Source organism: Sulfuriflexus sp. (assembly GCF_032250955.1).
Taxonomy (GTDB): domain Bacteria; phylum Pseudomonadota; class Gammaproteobacteria; order AKS1; family AKS1; genus Sulfuriflexus.
Window position 1 is genome coordinate 14,823 of record NZ_JAVVES010000005.1, and the last position, 13,902, is coordinate 28,724.

A 13,902-nucleotide genomic window follows, 5' to 3' on the forward strand; every position below is an offset into this window, starting at 1 on the left:
ATGCACCACTGGTCTGTTTATAAAGAGATGGAAGACGCTTCGTGTGCTGCCGCGGAATTCCTGGCCGACAATATCCTGGCCGCCGTTACCGCCCGGGGTGTTTGCCATGTGATCGTTCCTGGCGGCACAACGCCAGCGCGCTGTTTTGACTTGCTCGTACAAAAGCCGCTGCCGTGGCAGCACATCTACTGGTACCCCGGTGATGAGCGCTGTTACCCGGTCGGCCATCCTGAACGTAACGATGTGATGCTGCAGCAACACCTGCTTGCGAATGTACCGGACGGCCATTTTTATGCCATGCCTGCCGAGTCAGGCCCGGAGCAGGCCGCGCGGGCCTATCGTGAACGGATTGCCGACGTTGACGTATTCGATATTGCCTTTCTTGGCCTGGGCGAGGATGGGCATACGGCAAGTCTTTTTCCGGGTGACGCGGCTTTGCAGGACAGGAATTCCGTCGTGGCCGTCCATCATGCCCCGAAACCACCTGCCGAACGTGTCAGTATGGGCCTTAATACCCTGCGCCAGGCAGGCCTGCGCATGGTATTGGCCGGGGGTGACGGCAAGGCTGCAATTGTTCAGCGTATCCGGGCAGGCGACCCGCTGCCGGTAAACAGCATCGGCGACATCCACTGGTTTCTTGACGAGCGATGCATGGCCTAGCCGATTACAGAGTGGCTCAGGCAGGTACATATTCTGCCTACCGCGCACGGGATTAATGCCTGGTGATGATATAAGGCTCGGTGTAACGTGACACGCGCCTGGCACGGAAGACACGGAGTTGGCGTGATATTTGTTTTTTTAAGCGGGTTTTCTTTTTAATACCAACGAGGAGAAGACGAAATGAAAATGCCGGTAATTCGTGACAAGGCCAGGGAACTCGGGATCAAAACGGCTCGATTGAGAAAAACGGAGCTGATTCACCGCATCCAGCTGAGTGAAGGAAACTTTAGTTGCTTCGCCTCGGCGGTAGCGGGTGATTGTGATCAATGGCAATGCCTGTGGCGTGATGACTGTTTCGTTGCGGCGAAAAAAGCGCCTGGCTAATGAATGGCCGCATCCCTGTCTGCCAGGGCTGATTTATACAGATCGATGTAGTGTCGGGCACTGTTCTGCCAGGAGAAATCACTGCTCATGGCGGTAACCTGTAATCGGCGCCACAGACGGGTCTGTTGATACAGCTGCAGTGCGCGTTTCAGCGTGGCCAGCAATTCATCTGAGCTGTTTGGCTTAAACACAAATCCATTGGCCGTGGCATTTTCAATATTTGCAGGACTGGCATCGACGACAGTATCTGCCAGGCCGCCGACGTTTGTGACAATCGGTAACGTACCATAGCGCAGGCTGTATAGCTGGTTGAGCCCGCAGGGTTCAAATAAAGAAGGCATCAGAAACATATCACTGCCGGCTTCAATCTGATGCGAGAGGGCCTCGTTGTAACCAATGATGACCTTGAGCTGTTCGGGGTGTTCCTGCGCCCATTCGGCGAGCTGCATTTCATAATGAACTTCACCTGTACCGAGTATGACCATTTGTATCGGCAGCGCCAGGATATCGAGCATGCCCTGCAAAATGATGTCCAGGCCTTTTTGCTCCACCATGCGGCTGATAAAACCAATGACCGGAATCTTGGCATTAACAGGCAAGCCGAGTTTCTCCTGCAGGGCGGCTTTATTCTGGATTTTTTTAGCAAGGGTTTTACGTGTATAGGTGACGGCCAGGTGAGGATCGGTTCCTGGGTCCCATACTTTCTGGTCAATACCATTTATGATGCCGGAGAGCCGATCCCGCCGATGCTGTAACAGACCCTCCAGTCCGCAGCCATATGCTGGCAGAAGGATCTCCATGGCATAGGTTGGACTGACGGTGTTGATCCGGTCAGCGAAGACCAGTCCACCCTTGATGAAAGAGAGTTGTCCATAAAATTCCAGGCCCTGCATGCTCCAGAGGCTATCGGCCAGTTTCAGGTCACGAAACGTCGGGTAATCAAACAGCCCCTGGTAGGCAAGATTATGCACAGTGAAAACGGTCGCGGGACGGGAAGGGTGTTGGCTCAGCAAAGCCATGGTCAGCCCGGACTGCCAGTCATTGCCATGTACAATGTCTGGTTGCCAGTCCAGGGCCAGGTTGTCGAGGGCAATATCAACGGCAACTTTGCAGAAGATGGCAAAGCGCAGGGCATTATCATGCCAGGGCTGGCCGTCACTGTTCATATATGGACCGCCCGGGCGGTCAAACACGGCCGGGCAATGCACCAGCCAGGTGAGGACATTACTGTCAGGCAGGCGGGTTTCAAGCAGTTCAACATCGAGGTTGTAATAGCTGGCAGTGGCCAGTCGCCGGGGAGCTTTTACCTTTTCAAGCACTTCCGGATAGGCCGGCAGCAAAATGCGGACATCCTGTTCCAGTTCAAGCAGGGCCGCCGGTAAACTGCTTGCAACATCGGCAAGTCCACCGGTCTTGATCAGTGGAAAAACCTCGCTGGTCATATAAAGGATATTACTCATTCGCTCTTGATAAGTACCAGTCCCGCCAGTGGCGGCAAGTCAAGTTGCAGTGATGCAGGTCGATTCATCCAGGCCAGCTCTTCGGAAGCTATCACCGGGTAAGTACCGACATTGCTGCCGGCATAGAACCCGGAATCAGAATTAAAAATAACCGTGTAATTTCCATGCAGCGGTACACCAATCCTGTAATTATGCCTGACTATCGGGGTAAAGTTGAGAATGACAATAATGGTTTCGTCATCAGATTTTCGCATATACGAGAGTATTGATTGATCAGTGTCGTGGCAATCTATCCAGTCAAATCCATCATAGTCAAAGTCGTAAGTATGCAGGGCCGGGCGAGTCCTGTACAGACTGTTCAGGTCTGCGACCAGCTTCTGTACCCCTGCATGCAAGGGGTATTGCAGGACATACCAATCGAGTGCCTTGTCGTGGTTCCATTCATCACCCTGACCGAACTCGCAGCCCATGAATAAAAGCTTTTTCCCCGGGTAGGTAAACATATAGGTATAAAGCAGGCGCAGGTTTGCAAAACGCTGCCATTCATCGCCCGGCATCTTGTAGAGCAGGGAACTCTTGCCATGGACGACTTCATCATGTGAAAACGGCAGGATAAAATTTTCCGTGAAGAGATATAAGAGACCGAAGGTGAGTTGATCATGGTGGAAGTGGCGATGCACGGGATCCTTGCTCATATAGTCAAGCGTGTCATGCATCCAGCCCATATTCCATTTCATGCTGAAGCCCAGCCCGCCAAGACTGACCGGCCGCGTGACTTGTGGCCAGGCGGTGGATTCCTCTGCCATTATGACGGTGCCCGGGTGTAGCTCATGGGTGAGGGTATTCAGTTCGCGCATGAACTCGATGGCTTCGAGATTTTCATTGCCGCCATGCTGGTTCGGTAGCCAGTCGCCGGCCTCGCGAGAATAATCAAGGTATAGCATGGAGGCAACAGCATCGACACGCAGACCGTCGATATGATATTCCTTCAGCCAGAAGAGGGCACTGGCGATCAGAAAATTTCTGACTTCATTGCGCCCGTAGTTATAAATAAGCGTGCCCCAGTCACGGTGCTCACCACGCCGGGGATCCTCGTGTTCATAGAGAAAGGTGCCATCAAAGCGGGCCAGTCCGTGTACATCCTTGGGGAAGTGCGCCGGTACCCAGTCCAGCAAGACACCGATGTCATGTGCATGGCAGTAGTCGATGAAATACCGGCAGTCATCAGCCGAGCCAAAACGGCTGGTGGCGGCAAAATAGCCGGTTGTCTGGTAGCCCCATGAGGCATCCAACGGATGCTCGGTGATAGGTAGCAATTCAATATGCGTGAAGCCGGTCTCCTTGACGTGTTCGACCAGCCGGTGGGCAAGTTCACGATAGTTGAGAAACTGCCCATTCTCGTCACGTTGCCATGAACCAAGGTGGCATTCGTAAATCGACATCGGTTCATGCAACCAGTTTTTTTCCTTACGCGTGGCGAGCCACTCGTGATCCTGCCACTCGAATATGGAGGTAGCACAGGTAACAGAGGCCGTTTGCGGCCGGATTTCAAGTTGTTGGGCATACGGGTCACTCTTCGTGAGGATTTCCCCGCTATAGCGATTCCTGATTTCAAATTTATACAGCGTGCCAGCGTCCAGACCCGGTATAAACAGTTCCCAGACACCGTTGTCGCCGCGCGAGCACATCGGGTGACGGCGTCCATCCCAGTTATTGAAGTCACCAATTACGCTGACCCGACCGGCATTGGGTGCCCAGACCGCAAAGTGCGTGCCGCTGATGCCGTCAACGGTTTTGGGATGCGCACCGAGAATATCGTAGATATTAAAATGCCGACCCTCACCAAATAAATACAGATCGTAATCCGATATCAGTGGGGCGAAACTATAAGGGTCATAGAAATAACTGATGTGGTTCTGCCTGTCTATGCGGGTCAGTTGATAATGCCTGGGCAGGCTATCGCACCTACCGGTGTATATAAAGAAATCCGTATCAGCGATGCGCCGGCAAGGAACATCGGCTTCCGTCATGCGCAGTTCGAGTGTGTCAGGCGCATAAAAGACAATGGGCTTATCAGGGGCATTTTCCTGTATCCCCAGTATCTGTCGCGGGTCATAATGCGTGGCGCTGGCGATCTTGCCGAGATCTTTTTCAAGGTCATGGATATAGGCAATGGTCTGGCTATCCAGGTCCGTCGTGTTAGTTGGCATCTATTTATCATCCCTGTCGGAAAAATTCTTTCGCATATCTAATAGGCACTGCAAGTTTTGTGCAAATCCGTGCCAACATCAAGCATATAGAAGTATGAGGCTGGCTTTTTGGTTATTTAAGCAAACAGACTTGATGCGTAAGCCGGTTATCGAATATGTTTATACGCACCATATTGATACAGTCGGCTCGGTCTTGCACAATAATAAGACATTCTGTATGGAATCACAGGCGGTTTTATATGAGGGGAACTGCTGATGTATTTCACCACCACCACCATCACCAGAACCAGGCAAACGTAAAACATTGATGCCGTCTGACATAATTCTGTTACTTTATAACATGGTAGTGGCTGGCATGTCTGCTTAAGCAGAGAAGCACCGGATTAGGCGCTTTTATATGGCTTGTTTCTTGCAGTTACCGTAATAACACATATAAGAATCAGGCCTTAATTGATTCAGAATGGTTCGATCCATACTCGATGGCAGGAAGAGAATTAATGAAGCCGCATAGATCACAGCGTTTTATCAGTAACCTGACAAGGAATACCCTTGCCTTGATCATGGCCGGGGGACGCGGCGCGCGTTTAAAGGACCTGACGCAATGGCGGGCCAAGCCGGCCGTGCCATTCGCCGGCAAGTTCCGGATCATTGATTTCCCCTTATCAAATTGTATTAATTCAGGTATCCGGCGCATTGGTGTGCTGACGCAATACAAGGCACATTCACTGATTTTACACATCCAGCGAGGCTGGGGGCATTTACGTGGCGAGTTTGGTGAATTTGTGGAATTGTTGCCGGCTCAGCAACGAATCGAGGCCTCCTGGTATGCCGGTACTGCCGATTCGATCTACCAGAACCTGGACATTATCCGTGCCCATTCCCCGGAATACGTACTAATACTTGCTGGTGACCACATATACAAGATGGATTATGGTGCGATGCTGGCCAAGCATGTCGAGAAAAAGGCCGATGTAACGGTGGGCTGTATCGAGGTGCCTATAAAAGGGGCTTCCGCCTTTGGCATAATCGGCATTGCCGAGGATATGCGTGTCCTGAGTTTTGATGAAAAGCCGGCTTCTCCGGAGCCGATGCCGGGTAAAGATGATCAGGCATTATGCTCAATGGGTATTTATATTTTCAATACCGACTTCCTTTTTGAACAATTGATTCGCGATGCCGACACGCCGGAGTCCAGTCATGACTTCGGCCACGACATCATCCCGGAAGCGATAAAAAATTACCGGGTTTATGCCTATCCGTTCACGAATTCACAAACAGGCATTCAGGAATACTGGCGGGATGTGGGCACCGTAGATTCATTCTGGGAAGCGAACCTTGAGCTGATTGGCGTGACCCCGGAGTTGAATCTGTATGATGATCAGTGGCCGATCTGGACCAGCCAGGAACAATTGCCGCCAGCAAAATTCATCTTTGACGATGACGACCGTCGTGGCATGGCCGTCGATTCCATGGTTTCCGGCGGCTGTATCATCTCCGGGGCCAGAATCACGCACTCACTGCTGTTCTCAAATGTCAGTGTAAATGAATATACCCAGGTAGATTCCTCTGTCATATTGCCCGATGTTGTCATTGGCAAGAATTGTAGAATTTCCCATGCCGTGCTCGATAAAGGCTGTGAAATCAAGGATGGTATGGTGATTGGGGAAAATGAAGCTGAAGACAGAAAAAATTACTATGTATCTCCAAATGGTGTTGTGCTGGTAACACCGGACATGCTCGGGCAGGCCCTGCACCATGTCCGTTGAAACACCTGGGAAACAGCCTTTGAATGTTGTTATCTATTGGCATATGCACCAGCCGGACTACCGCGACCTTCGCAACGGCGAGTATCATTTACCATGGACATATCTGCATACCATCAAGGATTATGTCGATATGGCGGCGCACCTGGAAAATAATGACAGCGCCAGGGCAGTGGTCAACTTTGCGCCGATCCTGCTGGAGCAAATCGATGATTATGCCAGCCAGCTGGAGAACTACCTGCATCATGGCAAGGCCCTGCGCGATCCGCTCCTCTCGGCCCTCGCCGATCCGGTATTGCAGCTGGACCCGGATGAACGTCTGAAATTAGTCAAGGCCTGCCTGCGCGCCAACAAGGAACGCCTGATCCAGCGCTTCGATGTCTTTAACACCCTGGCCGAAATGGCTGAGGTGGCAATTGAGAATCCGGATAAACTGGCCTATTTCTCGGAACAGTACTTTTCCGACATCCTTGTCTGGTATCACCTGGTGTGGGTGGCGGAGACCGTCCGCAAGAATGATGAGCGGGTAAAGGCCCTTATGCATCACGCCCGGCACTTCAGTATTCACGACCGGCATACGTTGATTGAATTGATACATGAATTGATTAGCGGCGTAATCGGGCGTTATCGCCGGCTGGCGGAAAGCGGTCGCATCGAGCTTTCCATGACGCCCTATGCGCACCCGATTATACCGCTGCTGATAGACATCAAGAGTGCCGAAGAGGCCATGCCGGACGTCGATCTGCCACTGGCTGCAGCCTATCCTGGCGGACTGGAAAGGAGCCGTTGGCACATGCAACAAGGCCTGGCGGTATTTGAGAAACATTTCGGTGTTGCACCGACAGGTTGCTGGCCATCCGAGGGTTGTATCAGTGCTGAAACAATCGAGCTGATTGCCGGGATGGGAATGAAATGGCTGGCAAGCGGTGAAACCGTGCTCAGAAACTCACTGCAAAAATCAAATCTTGACGCCAATGGCTGTATCCATGATGTATACCGCTTCAGGGACAAGGAAACAGCCTGTTTTTTCCGTGATGATGGTCTTTCCGATCTGATTGGTTTCAAGTATTCAGACTGGCATGCAGACGATGCTGTGGCTAACCTGATCCACCATCTGGAGGACATTGCCGAAAACTGTGCCGATAAACCTGATGCAGTGGTATCCATTATCCTCGATGGTGAAAATGCCTGGGAATATTATCCCGAGAACGGCTATTACTTTCTGTCGGCGCTGTACGCAAAGCTTTCCCAGCACCCGGGCCTGAAGCTCACCACTTATAGCGAATATCTCTCCACCTGCAAGAAAAAGGTAGTCTTGCCCGAGATCGTCGCGGGAAGCTGGGTTTACGGCACCTTTTCGACCTGGATAGGCGAAAAGGACAAGAATCGTGCATGGGACATGCTGGTAGAGGCAAAAAAGCATTATGACCGGGTAGTCAAGGAGGGCAAGATGGACGATGAAAAGTTACATGCGGCGATGATGCAACTGGCTACCTGTGAAAGCTCTGACTGGTTCTGGTGGTTAGGTGAATACAACTCTCCGGAAGCTGTTGCGGCATTTGATGAACAGTTCAGGCTGCATCTGAGTAATCTTTACCAGTTGCTGGAGGTTGAAGTTCCTGAATATCTTACCCGGCCGTTTTCATTTGGTAGCGGCACCCCGGCAATGGGCGGTGCAATGCTACCCGGAAAACACGAATAATCATGGTTGTCAGTGGCGAACATGCATCGATAGCCACAAGCCGTTCTGCAGGCATATTACTGCATCCGACCTCCTTGCCTGGCCCGTACCTGAATGGTGATATAGGCCATGAGGCCTACCGGTTTATTGAGTTCCTTCATGCTAACGGTCTCAAGGTCTGGCAGATGCTGCCGCTTGGGCCAACCCATGAGGACAGGTCACCCTATCAGTGCCTGTCGGCACATGCCGGTAATCCTGAGCTTATCAGCCTGGACTGGCTGGTTGATCGTCGCTGGCTGAACATGGAATGCCTGGGGCTGGCAGCCACCGACGAGCACTATCGACCATTATGCCTGAAGCAGGCAGGACTCAAGTTTAACAAGGATGCCGGCCAGAAGTGGCAAGACAGGCTGGCTGCATTCAAGCTTGAGCATGTCGCCTGGCTAAACGACTATGCGCTGTTCGTGGCGCTGAAGAAAAAATATCAATCCAGACCCTGGTATCTGTGGCCAGAGTCAGTCCGCCAGCGTCGGCCGCAAGCCATGCAATCAGCCGCTACCGAGCTGGCAGATGAGACAGAACAGGTCATATTCGAGCAGTTTATATTCTTTACCCAATGGCACGAGGTGCGTGATTATGCGGCGCGGCATAATGTAAAGCTGTTTGGTGACATGCCCATCTTCGTGGCCCATGACAGTGCGGATGTCTGGGCGAAGCGACGCAATTTTCTGGTTAACAATGATGGTGAAATGGAGTTTGTTGCCGGTGTGCCCCCTGATGCCTTCTCCGCGACCGGGCAACGCTGGGGTAACCCGCTTTATGACTGGTCGTTCATGCAGCAAGACGGTTTCGACTGGTGGAAAAGCCGCTTTGCCACCCAACTGGAGCTATTCGACCTGGTTCGACTGGACCACTTTCGGGGGCTCGATGCCTGCTGGGAGATTCCTGTGGAGGACGACACCGCAGAAAACGGGCAATGGCAGGATGTGCCAGGCAGTGAATTATTAACTTCCCTGTATGAGCAGTTTCAACCATTGCCACTCGTTGCCGAGGATCTCGGTGTCATCACTGATCGAGTGATTGAGCTTAAAAATGCATTCCGTCTGCCGGGCATGAAAGTCTTGCAATTCGCCTTTGATGGCAGCACCGACAATCCACATTTGCCGCACCTGCATCGCCAGGAGGATGTGATCTATACCGGCACGCACGATAATACGACGACACTCGCCTGGATAAAGGACGAGACGAATTATAATAATGAATTTTTCATGGCTTACTCCGGCTGCCGTAGCGACTCTGTCGAAGACAGGTTCGCGGCTATGTTACGCATGGCGCTTTCGTCGGTGTCCTTTCTCTGCATTATTCCCATGCAGGATCTGCTTATGCTTGATGCCGAAGCGCGCATGAACAGGCCGGGAACAATAGGTGATAACTGGCGCTGGCGTTTTAACTGGAAACAGGTGAAACCCGAGACCATCGACAAGACAACCAGTTTAATAAGCTTGTACCAAAGGTGAGTGTATGCCGAGTGACAAAATAATATGCGGTGAAAAACCATACGTAATGAAAAAACTGCCAAGTGACAGCGAATCAATCGCGGCGGATTTTGAGCGTTATCTTACCCGTCATCTTGGACGCTTTGTGGGCTGCCAGCCGATCTATTTGTATGAAGCCTTGTCACTAACCGTTCGCGACAGGCTCATGACTGACTGGCGTAACACCTGGAAGGTCTATGAAAAAAAAGGCGTGCGCAAGGCTTATTACATGTCTCTCGAATTTCTGATTGGCCGCTCGCTGGGAAATCATATTTTAAATCTCGGTCTCGATACCGAGTCCGAAAAGGCCATGAACAAGTTCGCATTGAACCTGGAAGAATTGATGACCGAAGAGGTAGATGCCGGGCTCGGCAATGGCGGTCTCGGCCGACTTGCCGCCTGCTTTATGGACAGTTGCGCCAATCTCGAATTGCCGGTGATCGGTTACGGCATCCGTTACGAATACGGCATGTTCAGGCAAAATATAGAAAATGGCTACCAGGTAGAGGAGCCTGATCACTGGTTGCGTGATGGCTATCCGTGGGAACTGGAAAGACCTGAATTTACGCAGACGATAAAATTTGGCGGACGAGTCGAGAATCTCCCCGATGCCCAGGGTAAGAGTCGGTATGTCTGGCTTGATACTGAAGATGTCCTGGCGATCCCCTATGATCTACCTGTTTCCGGGCATAAAAACGAAACGGTTAACACCTTACGTCTATGGTCAGCGACGGCAACCAATGTCTTCAGCCTCGAAGACTTTAACGCTGGCAGCTATTCCGAAGCGGTCGAAGCCAAGAATGATGCTGAGCACATTACCATGGTACTGTACCCGAATGATGCCAGTGAAAGCGGCAAAGAGTTACGGCTGAAACAGCAGTACTTTCTTGCCTCGGCGAGTCTGCAGGATGTACTGCGGATGTGGGAAAACAGCGAGGACAATGATTATAGTCAGTTCGCCCGGCAAAATGTCTTTCAGATGAACGACACCCATCCAACCATTGCCGTCGCCGAACTAATGCGTTTGCTGATGGACGAAAAAAATATGTCATGGGATGATGCCTGGTCGATAACCAGTCAAACCATGGCTTATACAAACCACACCCTCCTGCCGGAAGCCCTCGAAAAGTGGTCGGTTGGCCTGTTTGAAAAATTATTGCCCCGCTTGCTGCAGATAATTTACGAAATCAATGCACATTTTCTCAAGATCGTGGCCGGCAACTGGCCGGGTGACACAGCACGTCTGGCAAGGATGTCAATCATTGAAGAGGGCGAGGTCAAGCAGGTACGCATGGCTTACCTCGCGATTGTCGGTAGTTTCTCGGTAAATGGTGTCGCCGCATTGCATTCAAGGCTGCTGACGGCCGGTCTTTTCAAGGACTTTTATGAGTTATGGCCTGAAAAATTCAACAATAAAACCAACGGGGTAACGCCGCGGCGCTGGGTTGCGCATGCGAACCACGGTATGAGCGCGCTCATCTCCGAGAAGATTGGCCCTGATTGGGTGCATGACTATGGCAACATCTCCCGACTCCAGGACTTTGTTACAGATAAGGTCTTCGCCGCCCGCTGGCGCGCCGTCAAGCAGGAGAATAAAGGACGTCTCGCTGAGCTGGTAAAGGCGTCTTGTAACGTCGACTTTGATACACGTTCCCTGTTCGATGTGCAGGTAAAGCGCATACATGAATACAAGCGTCAATTATTGAACATCTTGCATGTTATCCATCTTTACGACCGTATAAAACGCGGTGACACCGAACACTGGACTAACCGCTGCGTCCTCATCGGTGGCAAGGCGGCACCAGGCTATGTGCTGGCAAAGAACATCATAAAGCTGGCGAATAATGTTGCTGATATGGTCAATAGTGACCCGCAGGTGGCTAATCTTCTGAAGTTTGCCTTTATTCCAAATTACGGGGTTTCCAAAATGGAGGTGATCTGTCCGGGTACCGACCTGTCAGAGCAGATATCCACGGCCGGCAAGGAGGCATCAGGAACCGGGAATATGAAATTTATGATGAATGGCGCCGTGACCATCGGCACTTATGATGGCGCCAATATCGAGATACTTGACGCGGTGGGGGAATCCAGCTTTTTCCTGTTTGGCCTCAAGGCCGAAGAAGTCATTGCAGAACGTGCGGTTTATGACCCGAGGCACCTGGTAGAGCATGATGAAGAGCTGAAGCGCGTTATGCATCTGCTGCAGTGCGGGCATTTTAATCCTTTCGAGGCCGGGATATTTGATGGGCTTATTGATTCCTTGCTCAATCCTCATGACCCCTGGCTGACACTGGCTGACTTCAGGAGCTATGTGGATGCCCAGGAGCGGGTCTCGCATGCCTACCAGGACCAGGACGCCTGGACAGCTATGAGTATTCACAATACTGCCAGCAGCGGGTTTTTCTCTACCGACAGAACGATTCAGGAATATAATGACGATATATGGAAACTGTAAAGCTGATGAGCATCAGGTAACCAGGTCAGGCTGCTTGCGCCCGCAGCGCTGTTCGACTTTGGCGATGTCTCTGGCTATAGCAATGACCTCTGCTAATGCCTGTTGTGTATCAAGATCGTGCAATAGTGGATCAGTCTCGTAACGTTCCATATATATGCGCAGCGTACTGCCTTCAGTGCCGGTGCCAGAGAGGCGATAAACGATACGTGAGCCATTACTGAAAATGAGTCTTATGCCCTGTCGGGTGGCGACGGTTTTATCAACCGGATCAGTGTAACTAAAGTCATCGCAATAGGTGATCTCGTGCCCCAGGTAGCCTGTAGCCGCCGCGCTTTTGACGAATTCACGTAAATATTCCATCAATTTCTCTGCGAGGTCACTGTCAATGCCTGCATAATCATGGCGGGTGTAATAATGCCGGCCAAATCGGGCCCAATGCGTACGGGTGATTGTCTCGACTGATTGCTGTTTGATAGCCACCAGGTTCAGCCAGAATAATACTGCCCAAATACCGTCTTTTTCGCGTATGTGATCAGATCCTGTGCCGAAGCTTTCCTCGCCGCAGAGGGTAATGCGCCGGCCATCCAGCAGGTTTCCAAAGTACTTCCAGCCCGTCGGGGTTTCATAACACTCCAGCCCCAGGGTTTCGGCGACCGTGTCGATAGCGCGACTGGTCGGCAGCGAGCGGGCCACGCCATTCAGACCATTCTTGTAGCCGGACAGCAGGTGGGCATTGGCTGCCATAATAGCCAGGCTGTCACTCGGATTGACGAAGAAATGCTGTGCCAGGATCATGTAACGATCACCATCACCGTCGGAGGCAGCCCCTATGTCCGGTGCGGTGCCACTGGCATTGAGACGCGCCAGAAGGTCATCGGCATGGGCCAGGTTCGGGTCAGGATGGCCGCCACCAAAGTCTTCCTGCGGGATATTGTTTATGACCGAGCCGGTGCCGGCTGAGAGTCGGGTTTCGAAAATCTCGCTGGCATAGGGGCCGGTGACGGCATGCATGGCATCAAAGCACATACTGAACATTCCGGATGTGAGCAGAGCCCTGATTTTGCCAAAATCGAATATCTTTTCCATCAGATCCGCATAATCTCTAACCGGGTCAATTACCTCAATCAGGGTCTCACCGAACTGCAGGCGGGTCTGTTCGGTAAGGCAGATATCATCCATAGAGGCAATCTGATAATGGTCAATGCGCAGGGTTTGTGCATAAATGGCATCTGTGAGTGTGGTTGGCGCCGGACCGCCATTGGCAATATTGAACTTGATGCCAAAGTCACCGTCGATTCCCGCTGGATTATGACTCGCGGAGAGTATGATACCGCCTGCAGCATGGTATTTGCGTATCAGGTGAGAGGTGGCCGGGGTAGATAACAGGCCAGATTGTCCGACCTTTATGTGTTTGATTCCATGGGCAATGGCCATTTTCAGGATGGTTTGAATGGCATGCGAGTTGTAGTAGCGCCCGTCCCCGCCCACGATGAGGAGTGCGCCTTTCAAGCCATCCGCACAATCAAAAATGGACTGGACGAAATTCTCCAGGTAGTGCTCTTTTTGAAATACGTGGACCTTTTTTCGCAGGCCAGACGTACCTGGTTTCTGATCGTCAAATGGCTCGGTTGTTACAGAATGGATATTCATTTTATTTCCAGGCGCCTCGGATAAATACTTATTGAAGAATACGCATAAGACAGGCCAACTTACTATCACATATTTTACAATTATTCACGACTCAGGATTATAAC

Annotated in this window: 9 protein-coding genes; 6 read left to right on the forward strand and 3 right to left on the reverse strand. The window is 51.5% G+C overall.

Annotated features, from left to right (window positions below; all coding sequences use genetic code 11):
* Together pgl and RQ738_RS01420 are read left to right on the forward strand one after the other, a co-directional pair.
* On the forward strand, window positions 1-660 hold the full coding sequence (gene pgl, locus RQ738_RS01415; protein ID WP_314161594.1) for a 6-phosphogluconolactonase: 660 nt from the start codon (window positions 1-3) through the stop codon (window positions 658-660).
* A gap of 180 nt (window positions 661-840) precedes the next feature.
* A complete protein-coding gene (locus RQ738_RS01420; RefSeq protein ID WP_314161595.1) occupies window positions 841-1,044 on the forward strand; it encodes an SAP domain-containing protein in 204 nt (67 codons plus the stop codon).
* On the opposite strand, the gene glgA is transcribed toward RQ738_RS01420, so the two are convergent.
* Entirely contained in the window at window positions 1,041-2,504 is a 1,464-nt protein-coding gene (glgA, locus tag RQ738_RS01425) for a glycogen synthase GlgA (protein ID WP_314161596.1), read from the reverse strand. The genes RQ738_RS01420 and glgA overlap by 4 nt on opposite strands.
* Complete coding sequence (glgB, locus tag RQ738_RS01430) at window positions 2,501-4,714, reverse strand: 1,4-alpha-glucan branching protein GlgB (protein ID WP_314161597.1); 2,214 nt, start codon at window positions 4,712-4,714, stop codon at window positions 2,501-2,503. Before glgB ends, glgA begins: the two co-directional genes overlap by 4 nt.
* Before the next feature lie 497 nt (window positions 4,715-5,211).
* Between glgB and glgC the strand changes: the two genes are divergently transcribed.
* From glgC to RQ738_RS01450, 4 genes are read left to right on the forward strand one after another with little or no spacing between them, the layout of a single operon-like run.
* A complete protein-coding gene (gene glgC / locus RQ738_RS01435) occupies window positions 5,212-6,480 on the forward strand; it encodes a glucose-1-phosphate adenylyltransferase (RefSeq protein ID WP_314161598.1) in 1,269 nt (422 codons plus the stop codon).
* Complete coding sequence (locus tag RQ738_RS01440; protein ID WP_314161599.1) at window positions 6,470-8,179, forward strand: glycoside hydrolase family 57 protein; 1,710 nt, start codon at window positions 6,470-6,472, stop codon at window positions 8,177-8,179. Before glgC ends, RQ738_RS01440 begins: the two co-directional genes overlap by 11 nt.
* A gap of 2 nt (window positions 8,180-8,181) precedes the next feature.
* Window positions 8,182-9,675 (forward strand): 4-alpha-glucanotransferase, encoded by a 1,494-nt coding sequence (malQ, locus tag RQ738_RS01445; protein WP_314161600.1) that lies wholly within the window; start codon window positions 8,182-8,184, stop codon window positions 9,673-9,675.
* 46 nt (window positions 9,676-9,721) lie between these two features.
* Window positions 9,722-12,148 (forward strand): glycogen/starch/alpha-glucan phosphorylase, encoded by a 2,427-nt coding sequence (locus tag RQ738_RS01450; RefSeq protein ID WP_314161601.1) that lies wholly within the window; start codon window positions 9,722-9,724, stop codon window positions 12,146-12,148.
* 12 nt (window positions 12,149-12,160) lie between these two features.
* On the opposite strand, the gene RQ738_RS01455 is transcribed toward RQ738_RS01450, so the two are convergent.
* Entirely contained in the window at window positions 12,161-13,798 is a 1,638-nt protein-coding gene (locus RQ738_RS01455; protein ID WP_314161602.1) for an alpha-D-glucose phosphate-specific phosphoglucomutase, read from the reverse strand.
* Between the last annotated feature and the right edge of the window lie 104 nt (window positions 13,799-13,902).

Excerpts from the sequence above, each read along its gene's own strand:
- RQ738_RS01450 (WP_314161601.1), top strand. The coding sequence starts at position 9,722 with ATGAAAAAACTGCCAAGTGACAGCGAATCAATCGCGGCGGATTTTGAG.
- malQ (WP_314161600.1), top strand. The coding sequence starts at position 8,182 with ATGGTTGTCAGTGGCGAACATGCATCGATAGCCACAAGCCGTTCTGCA.
- RQ738_RS01420 (WP_314161595.1), top strand. The coding sequence starts at position 841 with ATGAAAATGCCGGTAATTCGTGACAAGGCCAGGGAACTCGGGATCAAA.
- glgA (WP_314161596.1), bottom strand. The coding sequence starts at position 2,504 with ATGAGTAATATCCTTTATATGACCAGCGAGGTTTTTCCACTGATCAAG.
- glgB (WP_314161597.1), bottom strand. The coding sequence starts at position 4,714 with ATGCCAACTAACACGACGGACCTGGATAGCCAGACCATTGCCTATATC.
- RQ738_RS01455 (WP_314161602.1), bottom strand. The coding sequence starts at position 13,798 with ATGAATATCCATTCTGTAACAACCGAGCCATTTGACGATCAGAAACCA.
- RQ738_RS01440 (WP_314161599.1), top strand. The coding sequence starts at position 6,470 with ATGTCCGTTGAAACACCTGGGAAACAGCCTTTGAATGTTGTTATCTAT.
- glgC (WP_314161598.1), top strand. The coding sequence starts at position 5,212 with ATGAAGCCGCATAGATCACAGCGTTTTATCAGTAACCTGACAAGGAAT.
- pgl (WP_314161594.1), top strand. The coding sequence starts at position 1 with ATGCACCACTGGTCTGTTTATAAAGAGATGGAAGACGCTTCGTGTGCT.